At 61.2% G+C, this 18950-nt stretch carries 12 protein-coding genes; 4 read left to right on the top strand and 8 right to left on the bottom strand.

From position 1 onward, the window contains the following. Window positions 1–4: 4 nt before the first annotated feature. From WQQ_RS17300 to WQQ_RS17270, 7 genes are all read right to left on the bottom strand, one after another. Window positions 5–1075: an HlyD family secretion protein gene (locus tag WQQ_RS17300; RefSeq protein WP_007186527.1), complete on the bottom strand. Its 1071-nt coding sequence runs from the start codon at window positions 1073–1075 to the stop codon at window positions 5–7. Window positions 1076–1272: 197 nt separating this feature from the next. After that, window positions 1273–1476 (bottom strand): hypothetical protein, encoded by a 204-nt coding sequence (locus WQQ_RS17295; protein ID WP_007186525.1) that lies wholly within the window; start codon window positions 1474–1476, stop codon window positions 1273–1275. Between the two features lie 101 nt (window positions 1477–1577). After that, window positions 1578–2558 (bottom strand): WD40/YVTN/BNR-like repeat-containing protein, encoded by a 981-nt coding sequence (locus WQQ_RS17290; protein WP_083844629.1) that lies wholly within the window; start codon window positions 2556–2558, stop codon window positions 1578–1580. Further along, the gene (locus WQQ_RS17285; protein WP_007186523.1) at window positions 2555–5149 is read right to left on the bottom strand and encodes an efflux RND transporter permease subunit; all 2595 of its coding nucleotides are present in this window, start codon (window positions 5147–5149) and stop codon (window positions 2555–2557) included. The genes WQQ_RS17290 and WQQ_RS17285 overlap by 4 nt, the downstream gene beginning before the upstream one ends. A gap of 64 nt (window positions 5150–5213) precedes the next feature. Then, window positions 5214–6569 (bottom strand): DUF1329 domain-containing protein, encoded by a 1356-nt coding sequence (locus WQQ_RS17280; protein WP_007186522.1) that lies wholly within the window; start codon window positions 6567–6569, stop codon window positions 5214–5216. Window positions 6570–6596: 27 nt separating this feature from the next. Next, on the bottom strand, window positions 6597–9050 hold the full coding sequence (locus tag WQQ_RS17275; RefSeq protein WP_157534758.1) for a DUF1302 domain-containing protein: 2454 nt from the start codon (window positions 9048–9050) through the stop codon (window positions 6597–6599). A gap of 159 nt (window positions 9051–9209) precedes the next feature. Further along, the gene (locus WQQ_RS17270) at window positions 9210–10622 is read right to left on the bottom strand and encodes a fatty acid desaturase (protein ID WP_007186520.1); all 1413 of its coding nucleotides are present in this window, start codon (window positions 10620–10622) and stop codon (window positions 9210–9212) included. A 124-nt stretch (window positions 10623–10746) separates the two neighbouring features. Here WQQ_RS17270 and WQQ_RS17265 point away from each other — a divergent pair, with 124 nt between their 5' ends. Beyond that, window positions 10747–11769 carry an AraC family transcriptional regulator gene (locus WQQ_RS17265; RefSeq protein ID WP_007186519.1) on the top strand — a complete coding sequence of 341 codons (1023 nt, stop codon included), beginning with the start codon at window positions 10747–10749 and terminating at the stop codon, window positions 11767–11769. 21 nt (window positions 11770–11790) lie between these two features. Here WQQ_RS17265 and WQQ_RS17260 read toward each other — a convergent pair whose 3' ends face one another. Continuing rightward, on the bottom strand, window positions 11791–12114 hold the full coding sequence (locus tag WQQ_RS17260) for a hypothetical protein (RefSeq protein ID WP_157534757.1): 324 nt from the start codon (window positions 12112–12114) through the stop codon (window positions 11791–11793). A gap of 404 nt (window positions 12115–12518) precedes the next feature. On the opposite strand from WQQ_RS17260, the gene WQQ_RS17255 reads away from it, so the two are divergent. The 3 genes from WQQ_RS17255 (at window position 12519) to WQQ_RS17245 (ending at window position 18929) form a co-directional block, all read left to right on the top strand. Continuing rightward, the gene (locus WQQ_RS17255; RefSeq protein ID WP_040454786.1) at window positions 12519–14135 is read left to right on the top strand and encodes a fatty acid--CoA ligase; all 1617 of its coding nucleotides are present in this window, start codon (window positions 12519–12521) and stop codon (window positions 14133–14135) included. 283 nt (window positions 14136–14418) lie between these two features. Then, window positions 14419–16062 carry a cholesterol oxidase gene (choxAB, locus tag WQQ_RS17250; protein WP_007186516.1) on the top strand — a complete coding sequence of 548 codons (1644 nt, stop codon included), beginning with the start codon at window positions 14419–14421 and terminating at the stop codon, window positions 16060–16062. 251 nt (window positions 16063–16313) lie between these two features. After that, a complete protein-coding gene (locus WQQ_RS17245; protein WP_192812993.1) occupies window positions 16314–18929 on the top strand; it encodes a LuxR C-terminal-related transcriptional regulator in 2616 nt (871 codons plus the stop codon). Window positions 18930–18950: the final 21 nt, after the last annotated feature.

Genomic DNA, 18950 nt, shown 5'->3' with positions numbered 1-18950 from the left:
GGCGTCAGGTACTGCGCGTCAGCGCGTAGAGCGGATCCAGGATCCACTCGTAGAGGCGGCGTCGCTCGATGCGGATGTCGGCTTCCACCGCCATGCCCGGTTGCAACGGGTGTGTTGCGCCATAGGCTCGAACGGTCTGCGCGTCGGGCTGCACCCGAATCTCGTAGAGCGGTTCGACCGACTCCGGGCTGACGCCCAAGGCGCCGATCTCGCGCGGCGACAACGCGGTACGGGAGACCCAGGACACCACGCCGCCGTACTGTCCGAATTTCTGATACGGGTAGGCATCGAAGCGCAGCAGAACGCCGTCGCCGGCAGCCACAAAGCCCACCGCACGACTCGGCGCGTAGAGACTGACCTGCAGGGGCGAGTCCTGCGGCACGATGCTGAGCAACGGTCGCGCCGGGTCTACGTGCTGGCCGTTCGCCACCGACAAGGCCGTGACGGTTCCGGATTGTGTGGCGGTGATGGAGACGAACTGCTCGGCGAGCGCGCGGGACAAGGCCAAGCGCTCCCGATCCAGGGCCTTGAGCCGGCCTTCCTGCTCAAGCAGATCGGCCTGCTTCGCCTGCAACTGCTCGGCCGACACATAGTGTTTACGTAGCAGGTCGCGATAGGTATCGACGGATTGGCGGCTCAAGCTCAGCCTTGCTCGTTGACTCGCGATCTGCTCATCCAGCAGCACCCGCTGACCGCGCAGCTCGGCTACTTTCGACACGCTGTAGTCAGTACCGTTGCGCGGCGGTTTGAAGCCGTTGGTGCCCGGGGCGTAGTCGCTGGACACAACGAACAGCACGTCGCCTTTGGCAACGGATTGGCCTTCCTGCACGCGCTGTTCGACGACCAGGCCCGCATGAGGCGAGAACACTTTCGCGAGCCCGGAAGCAGGCTCCAGATGGCCTCGTGCGGTTTGATGTCGCGTGAAACTACCAAAGGCCAGAAACGCAATTAACGCAGCAGCGAACACGACGCAGCACAGTGTCGGAAAGAGCATCGACGCGGGTTGCGTCAGCAGAACCTTGCCGTATGGGTTCGCGGCCTGAGCCTCCAGCGCCGCCTTGCGGTATAGGGCCATACGACTATTCCCGCTCCTGGCGATCTTTCAGGATCGCCGCATGATCCCATGCAGTCCAGGCAGAAAAAAGGAACCGCCGACCACGACAAGGAGGAGCTCGTCATTGGCGTTTATATCGGCGGCCAATCTGCAGCGACTGGCAGGACTCGCGGCGGGCTTTCCGACCCGCGCCGCGAGCGTCAACAGCGGGCGTGATCTCAGTTGCGTTTGAGTTTGACAATCAACCCGCTGTAGAGCGTTTTGACGAGGCCGCTCAGCATGCCCATCCCGGTGTTGATGAGGCCGTTGACCAGCGGGGTTTGCAGCAATGGTGTCAGCGAGTTCAGCAAACCATCGACCACCGGGATCAAGCCGCCCGACACGGCTTTGGCTTCGGTTGAATCGAGTTCTTGAATGGCCATGATGTCTCCTCTAATGAACCTGCACATCCCACGATGAAAACGGATACGACGGCTGATTCCGCGTAGGCATGGAATCAGCCGTCAGATGCATCTGGCGCCGCTCAGCGCAAGGTCGCGCTGTAGGCGCCGACGTCGCCCACCAACACGACCTTGCCCGCCAACACCGTACCGCCGGTGACAGTTCCGCTCGGCGACTTTTCAGTCTTCGCGGGCCAGCGCGACACGCTCAGGTCCTTGGACAGAATCGCAACATGGCCGTCGCTGCCCATTAGCATCAAGGCACCGGTCGGCAGCAGCTGGCTGCCGAAGAAGCTGGACGTGGTGCCGGTTTCGATCTTCTTCCACGGCCCCGTCGATGCATCGGTCGCGACGTAGACGTTTCCGCGCATGCCATATGCGATCGCGCCCTTGTCTCCCCACGGAACGATTCCGAAGAACGAGCCTTCATAGGGGCTTTCGACGCGCTTCCATGCGACGCCGTCGGCCGACCAACCCAGCAGCCCGCGCTCACCGGCCACCGCGAAGCTGCCACCGTTGAGCTTGGTGATCGCGTTGAGATGCAGCTTGTCGTCCGAGATCGCGGGTGCCATTACATCGGTCCAGGTGGCGCCTGCATCTTGCGTTTGCTTGATTGTGCCGAACGCACCGACTGCGATGGCCTGGTTGCTGTTGATCACCTCAATCGAGAACAGGGGCGAGTACAGATCGGGCTCGCGGCTCTGGAGCTTCCAGGTGGCTCCACCATCCGTGGTATGCAGGATGACGGCGTCGTGACCGACAGCCCAGCCATTGCGCTCGTCGGCGAAGCGAATTGAGGTCAGCGCTACATCCACTGGGCTGTTGATTTGCTTCCAGTTGGCGCCGTCGGTTGACTGCAGGATCGAGCCGAACCCGCCGATGGCGATGACATGATTGCCCGCTTGAGCCACGTCCAGCAGCAGGCCGCGTTCGGCGTGCGCCACCTGAAGTGCCGGCACAACCCCCGCCCCCTTCGGAGGCTGTGCCGCACTCTCGACTCCCCAAGCGTAGGTCGAAGACAATGCCGGCAAGGCAATCAGACTGACCAAAAGAATGCGTTTCATGAGGCGTAGACCTCCGTCGACTTGGGCGTGCTGCGCTTGATGAGGAACGTCGAGAACGCCGGCAGCATCAGCAGGGCCGCCGCGGCATTGGCGAGAAACATGATCGTCAGCAGGATGCCCATGTCGATCTGGAACTGCAGGCCAGACAACATCCAGGTCGCGACGCTCGCCGACAGCGCCAGCGCGGTCACTACCACCGCCTTGCCGGTCTGATGCAGCGTGTCGGCGTAAGCCTCGCGCATCGACATGCCCTTCGACTGCACGTTCTCCTCGAGCACGGAGTAGATGTAGATACCGTAGTCGACGCCGATACCTGCCGCAAAGGCCGCTACGGGTAGCGTCGCGACAGTTTGACCGATGCCGAGGAAGACCATGATCGCGTAAGTGAACACGGACACAGCCGCCAGGGGCACGACCACACAGATCACGCCCGCCAAGCCACGGAAGGAGGCAGCCACGCACACGATGATCGCCAAGTAAAGCCAGAACAGCACCGTGAACTCGGTTTTCTTGATGACGTCGTTGGTCGCCGCGAGCACGCCGACATTGCCGCCCGCTAGCTCGAACCGCACGGGATCGTCGGGCTTGGCATCAGCGTTGAAGCGGTTGATCGCCGCAATCACGCCATCGATCGTGGTCGCGCGGTGATCCTTGGTGAAGACATACGTCGGCATCACACTACAGTCTTCGTTGAGCAAACCCGTCGATGTGGTGAATTGCTGACCCGCCAGCACCAGGCCATCAGGTGATCGCGGTAGCTGCGTCCATCGCGGATTGCTTTCGTTGTACTTGCCCCAGACGACTTGATCGAGCTGGGCCATCGAGGCGGTCGATACGACGCCCGGCGTGTTCTGAAGGAACCAACCGAAGCGGTTGATGCGATTCATCACGTCGTAGTCGATGCAGCCGTCCTTCTGAGTGCGGCCGTAGACCTGCAGGATGTCGACACCGATCGAATAATTGGCGGCGATGAAGGCCGAGTCGGTGTTGTAGCGCGAGTCGGGGCGCAGTGCCGGCACGCCTTCGTGCAGCTCGCCGATCTGCAGATCGCGGGCAATCCACCAGGCACCGGCCCAAGTGGTTGCTGCCAGCAACAGCACGGTGACGGCCGCTGGCTTGAGCGTCAGCACCGACAGGTGCCACCACACCGGCTTTAGCTTGCGATCGCGGTCGTTCTGATAGCGACGGAAGCGCTCCGGGTTGCCGATCTTGGCGTAGGACAGCAGACACGGCAGTAGAATCTTCTTGCACACCACCACAGCGACCAAACCGAACATGGCGTTGATCGCCATTTCCTGCACGATGCCGATCGGGATAAGCAGAATCGTGCCGAAGCCGATGATGTTGGTGATCAGGGCGGTGATGCCCGGAATGACGAGTCGGCGATACGTCGCCCGCGAGGCATCGAAGCTCGACAGGCCATGGTCGGCGACTTCGAGCAGCCAGAAGCTGGTGATCTGAATGCCGTGCGAAACGCTGATCGCCAGTACCAGGAACGGGACCAGAATCGCGAAGGGATCGAGCCCGTAGCCGGCTAGGTGCAGGATGCCGAGCTCCCAGATGACGGCAAGCAGACCGCAGGACAGCGGATACAGGGCGATGATGAACGAGCCCATGTACCAGCTCAGCACGAGCCAAACCAGGAAGACCGTCAAACCGAAGAAACCCACCACTTCGAACGAGGCATCCGCCACGTCGCCGATGACCTTCGCAAAGCCGATGATCTGCACATCGACATTGGCGTTGTAGTCGGGATTGGGTTTGGACGCGACGTCGAGCGAACTGCCGAAGTAACGGCCTTCAACGGTTTCCCCATCGTCTGCAGTCGCCGAACCGGCCACCGGTTTGAAGCGGAACAGAAGCCCGCGAGGATCTTCGTAAGTGCGCGCGATGATCGTGCCTGCCTTCAACGGCGGATGATCTTCTTTGAGACTGAGCTCATAAAGAGTATCGCGTGTGAAGCGCGAACGAATGTCTTCGAACAAGTGCGCGGTCTTGATGTAGTCCAACTGCTCCTGGGTTCGCGGGTTGATGTCGACGAGTTCGGCGACGACCATCGCAGAGCGCTGATCGTTGGACACCAGGCGGCCCACGATGCTCGCCTTGGCGACATTGTCGCGAACGATCGCGAGCGATTCTCCGGAGGGCGTGAATCCCGATGGGATGACATTGCCGCCGCGGAAGCCGCCTTCGACGACTTCGAGGAAGCGGGTGTTGGGGGTAAACAGCGAGCTCACACGAGTCCGGTCGACGCCCGGAAGGAAGAACACGGCGTCGGTCGCTGACTTGAGGGTGTCGAGGAACGATCCGTCATAGACCGTCTTGGCGGGATCTTTCTGTGAGACGGCCAGCAGGACGGAGTTACCGCCGCCGAACTGCTGCTGATGCTCTTTCAGGACTTGAATGTAGGGATGATCTTTGGGCAACTGCTTCTCATAGCCGGAGTCCAGCTGGAGCTGCGACGCCTGATGGCCCAGAAGCAGGGTCATGAGCGCGATCACGGTGAGCGTGAGGGGGCGCTTCGAGAAAATCAGAGGCTCGGTGATCTTGACGAATAACGTCGAGAACCAGCCGCGGGAGTCACTGTGCATGGGCGATTCCAGATAGGTGCTACGGGCTGACAGAGGTCAGCCCGTAGCCATCTCGAGGGAGCTCTTACTTCGAGGCGCGCTGCTGAACAGCGTTATCCGAGAAGAAGCCTTCGGGGTAACGCACGCTGTAGTCGTTCGGCGCACCTTCGGCCTGCAGGGCCGTTACGAAGTAACGACCGGAATCGAAGTGATAGATGATTTCCGGAACCGTAAAGTGCGTGAGCACGTTGGCCTGCGGTGCCGCCATACCTTCCTGGAAGTTGTACAGCTTGCCTTGGCCGTCGTAGCAGTCGACCATCAACACGCTCCAGGAATCTTCATCGATGTAGAACACGCGCTTGGCGTAGGTGTGACGCTCGCCAGGACGCAGCGTAGCTTCGACCACCCAGACGCGGTGATACTCGTAACGCGGCACGTCGGTGTTCAGATGGTTCGGCTTGGCGAGTTCCGCGTACTTGGTGCGGGAGGCCTTGAAGTTGTTGTACGGCACGATCATTTCGCGCTTGCCGACCAGCTTCCAGGTGTAGCGCTCAAGCACGCCATTGAACATATCGACCTGGTCATAGAACTGCTGACCGTCGGTGCCTTCGTACGGGTTGTCGCAGCAAACCGCCGGAGCACGGCGAATGCGCTTGAGCGCTGGTGCGTAGAGCCACGCGGCGCGACCAGTCGCGCCAGTACCTGCACTTTCGTTCACCAGAATCATGGTGCCAGCGGTACGCGTCGGCGCGATGATCTTCGAGAGGTAGTACAGGAACAGGCCCTTGCCTTGCGTCAACGGCACCGGGTCCTTCTCATTGGCATAAAGGAACTTCACGTCTTCGACGAGCTGTGCGAGCTGGAAGCGTCCGTCGGCCTCGACGATCATCTGGTCGTTCTGGCGACGCACGGAGTCTCCGCGCCACTTCAGTCGGTGATTCCAGATGACTTCAGCGCCGTTCTGCGGAATCGGATACGGGAAGCCCTGTTTGCAGTTGTCGGGGTTGTCGGTGCCTTCGAGCGTACAGTTCGCGGCGTTCTCGGCCGTGGACTTGTAGATGAAGTCCGGCCAAGCGACGTTACGATGGCTCGGATACACCTGCATCTTGTAGGTCTTGAACGTCTTGAGCAGGTACTTGTGACCTTCGCTGAGCTTGTCGCCGTACTTGGCGAGCTCCGCTGCGGTGATGGTGAACTGCGGTTTTTCGGCTTCGATCGTCGGATCGGAAGCGAATTCACCCGACAGCTTTCCCTGCTGCTTGACAGGCGTCCATTTCGGAACCAGACCATCGGCACTCGGGCCGGCCTCGGCACCGACGGGCGTCAATTCCTTACCCAGCTTGGCCACTTGATCGGCTGGCGCTTTTGCGTGAGCGTTGAAAGTGAGGGCGAGCGCGCTCGCCCCTAGCAAAACTTCGAACAACAGACGATTGGACTTCATGATTGAGCTCCTCTGTGCTGACTCTAGTTAGAACGAATACTTCGCAAACACCTTGATCGTGTCGCGGTCGCGGAACAGGTTGGCAGCACCACCACCGGCCCACATTTGGTAACCAATGTTCAACGACGTCTTTTCGCGATAGCGGATTTCGATGTTGGTGTCCCACAAGGTGCGACCCTCGACGTAGTTCGAGAGATAGCCCGGGGAATGACCGAAGACGTCATGCTTGAAAATGAAAGTCGGGTTGATACTGATGCCCGGCGCCACGCTCTCCCAACGCATCAGCAGCACCAAGCCGATGCCGCCCGACCACTTGGTCGGATACAGATCGAGGTTGGCTTGATGCGGGTTGAAGCGCAGACCATCCGGTCCGTACTGGCAGGCCACATTGGTCGAGCACGCCTGACGCGAGCCGTCCGCACCTGAGCCGTCCGCACCGGCGGTGGGGCTCGTCGTCGTACCTGGAACGGCTAGCGCCAGCTGATCGAGCGGCGGCAGATCGAGAATGCCGCGGAAGCCCACTTCCGGTAGCCAGATGACTTGGTCGGCGCCGAGCAATCGTGGCGTGAAGTCGGTGTTGCCTTCGACGTAGGTCGCGCCGAAGTCCAGCGACAGCGTCTGGAAGCGTTCCCAGCCGCGAATGTAGGAGTTCGCCGGATTGGTGCCGATCACGCCGCCGCGATACGGAATGATGAAGTTCGGGAACGAGCGGCCCGAGCCCGGAAGATTTCCGACGATCAGATCGAAGGTGTCGTTGTAGGCGCCAGCGCCGTCCGCCGTTTGATAATCGCTGGGTCCGTAGATGCCGGTGGTGCCATCGGCCTGCGTGCCGGAACCCACAGTGCTACCCGAGCAGCCCGGGGCAATGTGGCAGTTCGTCATCGACGGACCAAGACCAGCGAATACCAAATCCACGACATCGACTTGCAAGGGCTCGTTCGGACGGAAGGCGGCTTCGCCCTGCACCGAGACATCGCCAAAACTCGTGTTGAAGCTGATGCCATACATCTTGATATTGCGCGGATATTCGAGCTGCGCCTTGATGCCATCGAGCGACAGTGCGCTGTCCGTCGCGCCTGCCGGATCGTTCGCCGGCAAATGCAGGAACGGGATGTCCGGGCACATCGCCAGGAACTCGACCGTGTTGGTCGCGTGCTTGGCACAGGACTCTTCCGTCGAGTAGATGCTGACGATCGGAATGCGCGAGGTGTAGTTCGCGAAGTAGAAGCCGAAATTGGTGCCGTTGTTGAGCCAGTCGGCGGCGTATGCGAACTTCAAGCCGAAGTTGTTATCGATGTTCTTCGGGTTGTCGTCACGCAGCCGTTGAGCGCGCGTGCCGGTGTTGGTGATCAGCGTCAGCGGATTGTCGATCAGACGACCGACGTTATCCGGATCAGGTGTCAGATTACCGAAGCCGACAGTGATGTAGTCCGGGCCTTCGTTCTCGGTGCCCAGGTTCACCGGCGAGTAGAAGCCGCCCTCGGCCGGTAATTCGACCGGACGGAATTCGAGAGCATACCAACCCGAGAAGTTAATGCCATCGACCGGCGTGATGCCGAACGAAATCGCATTGACGGGCTGATAGAAATCGTCGAGACCGTTGCCTCCGATGCGGAAGAAGTTGTTGAGGTTCGGCGGATTTAGCACGTTGATCGAGTCGAAGAACTCGACCGTCGATTCACCCCAGATCACTTGTTGGCGACCGACACGAATCTGCAAATCCTGATCGTAGGGAAGCTCAATGTTGCCGGAGATGTTGAAGTCGAGCAGCTGTACGCCCAGACCGATTTCTTCGAGCGTTTTCGAGTCGGTGCGCTTCTGCTTCACGCGGCCGCCGGGGCCGTAGACGATGCCGCACGGCAGGCCGAGCGGATTGCGGTTCGCCGGGCAGGGCACCGAGTCCGTACGTGCGCCGAGCACCGGCAGCGCAATACTGCCGGGCAGGGTGCGATAGCCGACCTGCTGGTAGTTGTCCTTGGTGATCAGGTTCGGATACGTCTCCTGAAAGTCGTAGTTCACCGGATCGTAGATCGCGATGATCTTTCCGAAGAACGACCAGTCCTTCCAGGTGGCGGTGAGGTCGCCATTGAAGCGAACGGCAGCCTGGGTGAAGTCCCACTGATCGTAGTTGAGGTTGCCGTGATCGAAGTTGGTGCTGAACGATCCTGGCGCTTCCGCCAGATGCTGCGCTGCGAAGTATTGTTCGGTGAACAGACCTTGGCAGGCCTGGTAGTAGCTGACGTTCTCGTTGGTGCGCCCGCAGACTTCCGGGTTGAGATTGTTCTTGCCGATGGCGCTATCAGCGCGGGGTTCCGAACGAATCGCCGCACCGACGATCACGGTCGAGTTTGTATTGACGTTGATGTTCTCGCCCAACACCGGAACGTTGAACGATGCGGCATCGACACTACTCAGCCCCCCGAGCATGCCGAACGCCACGATTGACGCGAACCGCTTGAGCGCGCGAGGCGCCGTCTGCATCACCATAGTTTCCTCCCTCGCATGAAACGCCGGTGCTTGCGCCGGCTTACTTGTTGGACTTCGCGCTGCGAACGCGAGCCGCACGCTCCCTACGCCGACAGGCTGTCGGCGTGGGCTGCTTTTTCTACTTTTCTAGGTACTGCTGCGGTGTGCCGCGAGTTACTGCTGTGCCGGAACCGGCTTGAAGTCGGGCTTCTCGCGCACCGCACACTGAGGGCAAGGCCAGTCCGCTGGCAGCGAAGCCCAAGTGGTGCCTGCTGGATAGCCCTCAGCCGGGCAACCGACGGATTCCACGTAGATGTACTGGCAATTCGGGCACTCGTAGCGATCCGTCGCGCTCACCGGCTTGGCTTGTTCAGCGGTCGGCTTTTCAGCCTTCTTGACGGTCCCCATTTCGCGTTCCGGCACGTAGTTCGGCATGTAGCGCTTGAGCAAGCGTTCGCGGGCTCGCGGATGCAGATTTGCCTTGAGCAAATCACCGCCGTGATGCGCGACGACGCGAGGATTCATGAGCTTGAACCACAGCGGCGGAAAGTAGGCCACGAGGATCATGCCGGCGTAACCTGATGGCAGCTGCGGGCTATCTTCGAAGTGACGCAGCGCTTGATAGCGGCGCGTCGGGTTGGCGTGGTGATCCGAATGACGCTGCAGCTGATACAACAGCAGATTGGTGACGACGTGGTTGCTGTTCCACGAGTGACGCGGCTGGCACCGCTCGTAGCGTCCATTGGCGTCCTTCTTTCGTGCCAGGCTGTAATGCTCGAGATAATTCACGACTTCGAGCAGGCAGAAGCCGTAGATGGCTTGCACGACGAGGAACAACAGAGCGCCCCAACCGAGCCACGCGGTGAGCGCGGCGAACATTACTACCGTCATCGCCCAAGACTGCAGGTTTTCGTTCTTCATCGACCAGGCCGGACGGTCGATACGCTTGAGACGTTCGGCCTCGATGTGCCAGGCCGAGCGGGCACTGCCGATCACCGATCGCGGCAAAAACGTCCAGAACGACTCGCCCATTCGCGAACTCGCGGGATCTTCCGGCGTTGCAACGTTCTTGTGATGACCCTTGTTGTGCTCAATGAAGAAATGGCCGTAGGCCACCGGCGCCAGCGTGATGCGCGCCAACCAACGCTCGAGCGAATTGGTCTTGTGACCCAGCTCGTGTGCGGTGTTGATGCCCACGCCGTTGATCATGCCCACCGTGATGGTCAGGCCGGCGAGCCCCCAGATGTCCAGCGTGCCTTGAACGGCGTACCAGGCACCCAGAATCGTGATCACGTACTGCGTCGGAATGTAGAGATAAACGATCCGACGGTAGTAGCGATCCTGATCGAGTCCGGCCACCGCCGATTCCGGCGCGTTGACGCGGTCTTCCGAAATCAGCCAATCGAACAACGGAACGCCACAGTAGAAAACGACCGGCAAAATCCACAGCGTCCAGGCCGGAGCGCCGTAGAGCGAAGCAAAGACTGACCCCAATGCAATCAGCGGCAATGCGGGGCTCAGTAACCACCAGTAGCGTTTACCGTCAACCCACGTGTTGTTGGTCGGCATGCGAGCAATGCCATCCATTTGAATTCTCCTCTCTCTCTAGTAAGGCTTAGCAGCGTGCACATACTACCGACATGCCCTATTTCGCTCTTGTCAAATTCAGCCAACCTATGGTCATAATGCGCCAGTCACGGAGGAGAAGCCGATGGCCAAATCAAAAGACGTTCGCGTACCGGCGCGCTATTACTTGCGACTCGATGAAGTGTTGCGGCCGCAAGGCGTCGACATACTGAGCATTGCATCGAGCGTTGGGCTTTCGCCGGAAAAACTGCAGGAACCCGATGCTTTGTTGCCGTTCTCGACCGTCGAGCGATTGGTCAGTGCTGCGCTGAAGGAAAGTGGGCGTACCGATTTGGGTCTTGAACTCGGCAAGCTGTTGTCGGTCAGTGCGCACAGCATCGTCGGATTCGGGATGCTGAGTTGTGCGAATGTCGGCCAGGCGATTCGATTTGTATCGCGCTACTTCCGACTCGTGATGCCGACATTCCAGTTGCGGGACACCTTGACGCCGGAACACGCGGAGTTGCATTTCACGCCGACCACGGCGATGGGCCACGAATGCCTGCTGTTTCACCTCGAGCTGATCGGCTCGGCGGCGCTGCGCAATCTGCACGAAATGTTTGCGGGTGCGCGACCGCCGTGCCGACTGCAGATTTCGATGCTGCCGCCACCGCATGTCGCGCGATATTCGGAGCTCAAAGATGTTCGCACGAGCTTTGGTTCCGAATGGGGATTCGGCACGCGCCTGCGCTTCGCCGCCAGCCTGACGGCCCATCCGCTGATGATGTTCGATCCCAATTCGTTCAAGGTCGCCGACGAGCGTTGTCGTGCCCTCGTTGATCAGGTCGTAGGTGTGCGTCAGTTTGGCGAATGGATCGCGATGACGCTGCGCGAAGTCGGCGATGGCTTGCCGACGCTGCCCGAAATCGCCGGCATGCTCAACATGTCAGCACGGAGCCTCAATCGCTATCTGGAGCGTGAGGGGACTAGCTTTCGAGAAATCGCCGGCCGTGTGAATCACGAACTCGCCTGCGAGCGTCTGGCGACGACCGACATGAGCGTCACCGAGATCGCGTATTCACTCGGCTTCAACGATACGTCCAATTTCACGCGGGCATTTCGCAGCCGGGAAGGCTGTAGTCCGGGCGTGTATCGCGCACGCGCCTGAATTCGGCGCCGCGACGCTGCGCTAGTGTCGGCGCAAGGATCGCGGCCGATAGGTGCCGGGCTTTATAAGTCGCGCCACCGCCGAGGCGTAAACATAGCCCAAGCGGTCCTTGAGCTGCATTTCGACGTAAACGTCCTGCGTTCCGCTCGACAAGCTCTTCGCTTCGATTTTGAATGAGCCGCGCAGGGATTCGATGGCCAAGGGAACCGTAAGCTTCACCTCGAGCATGCGCATGGGATACTCGAAGCCGCTCTCGATATTCGCGAAGTAACTGCCGACGGCTTCAAGTAAGGCCAGCAGTTGATCGGACCGCATGGGCGCGTTGCAGGTGCAATCGAATCGCATTGATCCGGTCTTTGGGGTAGCCAATCGCGCGCCCAGAATGGCCGCGGGGCTCGTTCCCAACCGACTTTGAATCCACGATGCCGCGCTCGAACATACGAGCTGCTGCGCCTCAGCTTCCAACACACGATTCTCCAACGATAAGATCGAATCCGGCGCCACGGTGGGAGCGCATCTGCACTCGTGAACGCGCCAGGATCCGGCACATTATCTTCGCAGGGAACGTGCGGGAATGTACCTATCAAATGATCAGTGCATTAAGGCGTCGAAGACTTCGTGATCACTTCCCAACTTTCGGTTGGTGATGCGCCCATCAATCATCTATAGCCTGAAGACGCGCTGCGGCGCGTCATCACCCGCTCCTGCAGACGCCACTCTATAGATCAACGACGAGACCACCCAGACTAATGAGCACCCGCGCGCCAGCCGCAAACGCCTACGCCTTTCCTCTGACGATTCGTCAGCTATGGAATGCGCCGCTCGTGCATTCGCCGGATCAGGTGATCGTGTATCGCGATCAGGTCCGCTACACCTACCGTGGATTGCGCGAGCGTGTGGGTCGGCTGGCGAGCCTATTGCAAGAACTCGGCGTCCAGTTCGGCGACACCGTCGCGATGATGGATTGGGACAGCCACCGCTACCTCGAGAGCTTCTATGGCGTTCCGATGATGGGCGCCGTGCTGCAAACGGTGAATGTTCGCTTGTCACCGGATCAGATCCTCTACACGCTCAATCACGCACGTCCGAAGGTGCTGCTCGTCAACTCGGACTTCGCGCCGATCTTGAATGAGATTCGGGGGCGCCTGGACAGCGTGCATCGCATCGTCTGGATCAGTGACGATGGCGTGCAGGCGCCGTCGGATACGGCAGGCGATTACGAAGTGCTGATGGCGAACAGCGACCCAAACTTCACGTTCGAAGACTTCGACGAAAACACCGTCGCCACCACGTTCTACACCACCGGCACCACTGGCCTGCCGAAGGGCGTGTTCTTCACACATCGGCAACTGGTCTTGCATACGCTGGTCACGATGGCGGCAATCTCCAGTCCGGCGAGCGGTCAGCGTTTCCACACCGGCGACGTCTACATGCCGCTGACGCCGATGTTTCACGTCCATGCCTGGGGCATGCCTTACGTCGCTTTGCAGATGGGCGTGAAGCAGGTTTATCCCGGGCGTTACATCCCGGATGCGTTGGTGAGGTCGATTCAGAAAGAGCGCGTGACCTTCTCGCACTGTGTGCCGACCGTGCTGCAGATGGTGCTCAACGCCGCTGCGGCCGGTTCCGTCGATCTTCGCGGCTGGAAGGTGGTGATCGGCGGCTCGGCCTTGTCTGAGGCTTTGGCGGGAAAGGCCGTGTCGCAGGGCATCGATATCTTCGCCGGGTACGGGATGTCGGAAACCTGCCCGATCCTGACGCTCGCGCAGATTCGGCCGCGGCACGATGGATTGCGTGAAGCCGAAGAGCTGTCGCTGCGTTGCCGCGCCGGTGCGCCGGTTCCGTTGGTGGCTCTGCGTACCGTTGATGACAGCTTCAAAGATGTGACCAGCGGTGGCGAAATCGTGGTGCGCGCACCGTGGCTAACGCAAGGCTACGCCGGCAATGAATCGGCTTCAGAGGCGCTGTGGCAAGGGGGCTATCTGCACACGGCCGATATCGGAGCTTTGACCGGCGGTTATTTGAAGATCACGGATCGCATCAAGGACGTCATCAAGACCGGCGGTGAGTGGGTGTCGTCGCTCGAAGTCGAGGACCTGCTGTCGCGCCATGACAGCGTCTCCGAGGTGGCGGTGATCGGCGTGCCCGATACGCAGTGGGGCGAGCGCCCGGTGGCCCTCATCGTTCCGCGTACCGCCGGTGTGCTCAACGAATCGGAGCTGCGAGATTTTCTGATGAACTTCGTGGTGCAGGGGCTGATTTCGCGCTACGCCATTCCGTCGAAATTTCAAATCGTCGATGCTTTGGATAAGACCAGCGTCGGCAAACTCGACAAGAAAATCCTGCGCACTCGATTCGCGTCGTAGGATCGGTGATCGAACGCCCTGGTCCGTGTCGGGGTGTGGGTTGCGACTACCCCGAGCCGGTTGCGATGCTCTTTGGAGCCGTGCTGAATTCCGAACTATCGATAGGTGCGGCAACGTGGCCTGCGCGCGAGGATTTTGTCATCTTCCAGCCGCCAGGCCCGAGAGAGAAGAACGCATCGGAGGATGCGATGAGTGGCCGCTCGCGATTCGTGTTGACGACGAGCGACAGCCCACCCGCGCTGTTTCGCGCACTGGCAGGCCATCACTGCGTTGGATAACGGGTATGACGACCGTGTTGCCGCCTGCTGATTCCGAGATGGGCGCGGATTTCGACTTCGACTTCGTGGTCATTGGGTCCGGCTTCGGCGGGAGCGTGTCGGCGCTGCGCCTGAGCGAAAAAGGCTATCGCGTCGCGGTCATGGAGATGGGCAGCCGGTGGTCGTCCGAGACGCTGCCGAAGACCAACTGGAACCTGCGGCGCTTCCTGTGGGCGCCCTTCGCGGGCCTGCGCGGCTTCTTGAGCCTGCGCTTGTTCAAGCACGTCATGATCCTGCATGGCAATGCGGTAGGCGGCGGCTCGATTACCTACGCCCAGACGCTTCTGGTGCCGCCCGATCGCGTGTGGTCGGAAGGCTCGTGGGCCGACCTCGATCGTTGGACCGACGTCATGCCGACGCACTACGACACCGCCAAACGCATGCTTGGGGTCACGCGCAATCCCATGCTCGGTCCGGGCGATTTGCGGCTGCGCCAAATGGCGGATGTGGTCGGGGTCGGCGATACCTTCTATCCGACCGATGTCGGCGTCTTCTTCGGCCCTCCCGGCAGCGAGCCAGGCAGCGTGCACCCGGATCCCTACTTCGGCGGCGAGGGGCCGGAACGGCGCGCCTGCATGGGCTGTGGCGGTTGCATGGTCGGCTGCCGACACGGGGCGAAGAACACGCTCGATCAGAACTACCTGTACCTAGCCGAGCGGCTCGGTGCGCAGGTGTTCGCCGAAACGCGCGTGACCGACGTGCACCCCTTGGGTTTGTCGAACGACGGCAGCGAGGGCTATGCGGTGCACGTTCGCCCCACCTACGGCCGCGCGGCCGACGCGCGTCGTCTCACCGCGCGCAACGTGGTGTTTTCGGCCTCGTCGCTGGGCACCCAGGAGCTGTTGCTGCGGCTGCGCGAAGACGGCTCGCTGCCGAAGATTTCGGACCAGCTCGGCCGCAAGGTGCGGACCAACGCCGAGTCAATCCTGACGATCCGCTATCCCGGATCCAAGCACGATCTGTCCAAGGGCATCGCGATCGGCTCGGGCATTTACATCGACGAACACACGCATGTCGAAGCGGTTCGCTACCCGGCCGGCTCCGACATGATGGGGAGCTTGTTTACCGTGCTGACCCACGGCAAGCCTGGCTGGTCGCGGCCCTTGTCCTGGGTGGTTGCGATGGTCTCGCTGTTGCTGCGACACCCACTCAAAGCTCTGCGTTTCTTGCTGCCATTCGGCTTTGCCATGCAGACCGTCATCCTGCTGTGTATGCAGACCATCGATGGCCACATCAACATGAAGCTGCGGCGCCGCTGGTACTGGCCGTTCTCGCGCACGCTGGTCAGCGAAGGCGATCGCATTCCGACGTTCATTCCGGAAGCCAATCGTTTCGCCGAAGTGGCCGCCAAGGCGACCGGCGGAATCGGCGGCAGCTCCTTCTTTGAAATCTTCTTCAATGTGCCGATGACGGCGCATTGCATGGGCGGCTGCGCGATGGGCCGCTCCTCCCGCGATGGCGTCATCGATGCGCAGAACCGCGTGTTCAATTATCAGAATCTCTATGTCGTGGACGGCTCGATGATCGCTGCCAATCTCGGGGTGAATCCGAGCCTGACGATCACCGCGCTGGCCGAGCGCGCGATGTCCTTCATCCCCAGTAAGCGCTGATTCCGCCCCCGGCAGACACGGCCTTCCGAGGGGGCACGACCCGGGGTATCCCGGTCGCTGGCGTGTTTTGACAAGAGGTTGGCGCAAATTAACAAGTTGAGTCGAGGCGGGCGCTGCATCCTGCCTGCACTTCGACATCCGCGCCGGCGCTGTGCCCCGAACGGCAACGCCGGGCCGAATCGACCGCTCAATGAGGATTGAAGCGGCGTTCGCTGATCGATGTCCTGCAGGCACTGCCACTGGCCCACGACATGGACACCTCATCGCCCCGGAAACTGCTGGGTGAACTGCCCGACACCACCCGCCCCTTCCTGCTGCGTCGCGATCGACTGCTGAGAGTCGACCGCGGGCTGCCGTTGTTCGTCGTCGAGGGTCCTGCGGGCTTCGGAAAGACGGTGCTCGCCGAGCTCTGGCTCGAGCGCCAGCGATCCCTGCAAGCCCAGGTCGGCTGGATCAGCCTGACACGCGACACCTGCGAACCTGCGGCTTTCATTCAGCAGCTGTGGCGCGGGATTGGCAGTGATCCGCGCGTGCTCTCCGAGCGACAGCTCGGAACGCTGGTCGGTCGCCGCCAGCTGTTCGGCGTGATCTCCTCGTATTTCGGCGAGACGCAGGGCCCCTCCTCGCTGGTCGTGGACAATGCGCATTGCCTGGCCGATGCCGACCCGGAATCGCAAGCCTACTTTCGGGCGCTGCTGCAGCTGGCGTCGTTGCACAAACGGATTTGCATTACGACCTCCGTGGAGTCGGAGCGGCTCGGTCTGAATCCACATGCGGCCGATGGTCGCCTGAGCTGGATCGGGGCGCCACAACTGGCCTTCACGCGCGCCGAGTCGGATGCCTTCGTCCGCGTGTGTGGTCACGATGCGTCCGCGAACTCGCTGGATTGGATTTTTCGAATGACCCTGGGCTGGCCGGTGCTGACGCAGATCGCACTAGCGACTCCGATCGATCCCAAGGTCACCCGGCTCGATGCGGTGCCGAGCATCAGCGCGATTCGCTGCTACATCCATCAGCGGATCATTTCCGTGCTCAGCGCAAGCGAGCGCGACGTTCTGTGGATGCTGTGCTGTTTGGGGCGGGCTCCGATTGCCTTGCTGGCCTCTCTCGAACCCGGCGCCCAGGCGGTCGACAGTGCGCTGCGGCATTTCCGACAACTGCGATTGATACAGGACTTCGAGCACGGCGAGCGCTCGGTGGTCGGATTGCATCCGCTGATCCGCAGCGCTGCGGCCACAATGCTGACGACCGATCGCCAACGCGCCCGAGATCTCGCGGTCGAGGCCGCGAGCGATTGGTACTGGCGACATGGATGGAGCATCGAGTCGGCCCAGGTGCTGCTCGAATCCGGATTCGGGCCGACCCCGCCGGTCGTGCGCGAGCGGCTCGTGCAAATCGGCCCTGCACTGATCTTTCGTGATGCCCAACATCTGTCGGTGATCAAGCTTTCGGATCGGTGGGAACGCCGCAACGGACTAATCGACGCGGCGATCGACGATCTCACGAGCTGGGCTTTGATCTTTCGCCGTGAGGCGGCCGCGGCGCGCGCCCGCTTGAACCGTATCGACGGCGAGAATTTGTCGACCGCGCTACACCGCAGCGTGCTCCATGCCTTGGAGGACGATTTTGCGAGTGCGAATGCCCTGTCGAGCGAATGGATCGATCGGAACCGCGACTGCCGCAGCTACCTGATGGGCGTAGCGAAGACCGTGCAGGCCTTCAGCGAGCGGTGCACGGATCGATTCGATCTGGCACATCTTGCCTTGCGGGACGCGACCGAATTGTTCGGTGAATCGCAATCGACCTATGCGATGGCCTGGGTCCACGTGGTCGGCGCCGTGACCGATCTGCAGGCCGGTCGTTATCGATCCGCGCTGGCGCGTGTCGAGCGCGGCTTGCAGGAGTGTGCTTCGCAACCCACGTTCCGGCCGGTGCGCGCGATCCTACGCTCGATCGAAGCCTTCCTGCGGTACGAGCGCAATGAAGTCTCGAGGCTACGAGAAATTCTGTCGGAGGCCTTGCCCGCCTTGGCCGATCAAGGCGTCGTCGATGCACTGGTGCTGGGCTACACGGCTGCTGCGCGCGAACGCGCGGACGCGCTCGATATCGGCACTGCCCTCGACATCCTGGCCGAAGGTGAACAGATCAGTCTGCATCAGCACTATCCGCGCCTGACGCTGGCTTTGCGCACGGAACGCGGCCTGCTGCTGCTGCGCAGCGGCGCACCTGCGCAAGCACGCGCCATCGCCGAGGCCCTGCCGGCGCCGACCCAAGCCAACCTCGGGCATCTGCTGTTCTGCGTGCGGCTCGAGATCGGTGACGGCAATGGGGCTGCCTCTCGCGATTTGAATGCGCTCGCGCTGTCGGCGTCCCGGCAGCGCGGACGATCCGCCCGACTCTGCGAAGCGCTCACCTTGCAGGCGATCATCGACGAGCAGAGCGGACGCCCCAAGCTGGCGATGGCGGCGCTCAGTGAAGCGCTCGAGATCGGGCACGTCGAGGGCTACACGCGTCTATTCGTCGATGAAGGCAGCGCCATTCACGCCTTGCTCGATCGCTTCCTCGCCTTGCCTAACCCGGCGCGCAGTCGCCCGGCCGATTTCCTTGCCCGCAAGCTTTCCGCGCGAACCCGGCAGACCGGCGAGAAAGGACGCGAGTCGCGCACCACCGTTTCACTCAACAAGCGCGAGCGACAAATCATCGCGTTGCTCAATGAAGGTCTGAGCAACACGCAACTGGCGGAGCGCTGTTTCATCTCGCAAGGCACGGTGAAATGGTACTTGCACCACTTGTTCGAAAAATTCGGGGTGGGCAATCGAACTTCCCTGCTGCGTGCGGTCCGCGACGCCGGCATGTCGCTGTCGTGATCCGCAGTTGACGCGGAGCCG

Origin of the sequence: Hydrocarboniphaga effusa AP103 (assembly GCF_000271305.1) — a bacterium.
GTDB lineage: Bacteria > Pseudomonadota > Gammaproteobacteria > Nevskiales > Nevskiaceae > Hydrocarboniphaga > Hydrocarboniphaga effusa.
This window is presented reverse-complemented; position numbering and strand designations above follow the sequence as displayed.

Coding starts and splice junctions, on each gene's coding strand:
- choxAB (WP_007186516.1), top strand. CDS start 14,419: ATGACGACCGTGTTGCCGCCTGCTGATTCCGAGATGGGCGCGGATTTC.
- WQQ_RS17245 (WP_192812993.1), top strand. CDS start 16,314: ATGGACACCTCATCGCCCCGGAAACTGCTGGGTGAACTGCCCGACACC.
- WQQ_RS17275 (WP_157534758.1), bottom strand. CDS start 9,050: ATGCAGACGGCGCCTCGCGCGCTCAAGCGGTTCGCGTCAATCGTGGCG.
- WQQ_RS17280 (WP_007186522.1), bottom strand. CDS start 6,569: ATGAAGTCCAATCGTCTGTTGTTCGAAGTTTTGCTAGGGGCGAGCGCG.
- WQQ_RS17265 (WP_007186519.1), top strand. CDS start 10,747: ATGGCCAAATCAAAAGACGTTCGCGTACCGGCGCGCTATTACTTGCGA.
- WQQ_RS17260 (WP_157534757.1), bottom strand. CDS start 12,114: ATGCGATTCGATTGCACCTGCAACGCGCCCATGCGGTCCGATCAACTG.
- WQQ_RS17300 (WP_007186527.1), bottom strand. CDS start 1,075: ATGGCCCTATACCGCAAGGCGGCGCTGGAGGCTCAGGCCGCGAACCCA.
- WQQ_RS17255 (WP_040454786.1), top strand. CDS start 12,519: ATGAGCACCCGCGCGCCAGCCGCAAACGCCTACGCCTTTCCTCTGACG.
- WQQ_RS17270 (WP_007186520.1), bottom strand. CDS start 10,622: ATGGATGGCATTGCTCGCATGCCGACCAACAACACGTGGGTTGACGGT.
- WQQ_RS17285 (WP_007186523.1), bottom strand. CDS start 5,149: ATGCACAGTGACTCCCGCGGCTGGTTCTCGACGTTATTCGTCAAGATC.
- WQQ_RS17295 (WP_007186525.1), bottom strand. CDS start 1,476: ATGGCCATTCAAGAACTCGATTCAACCGAAGCCAAAGCCGTGTCGGGC.
- WQQ_RS17290 (WP_083844629.1), bottom strand. CDS start 2,558: ATGAAACGCATTCTTTTGGTCAGTCTGATTGCCTTGCCGGCATTGTCT.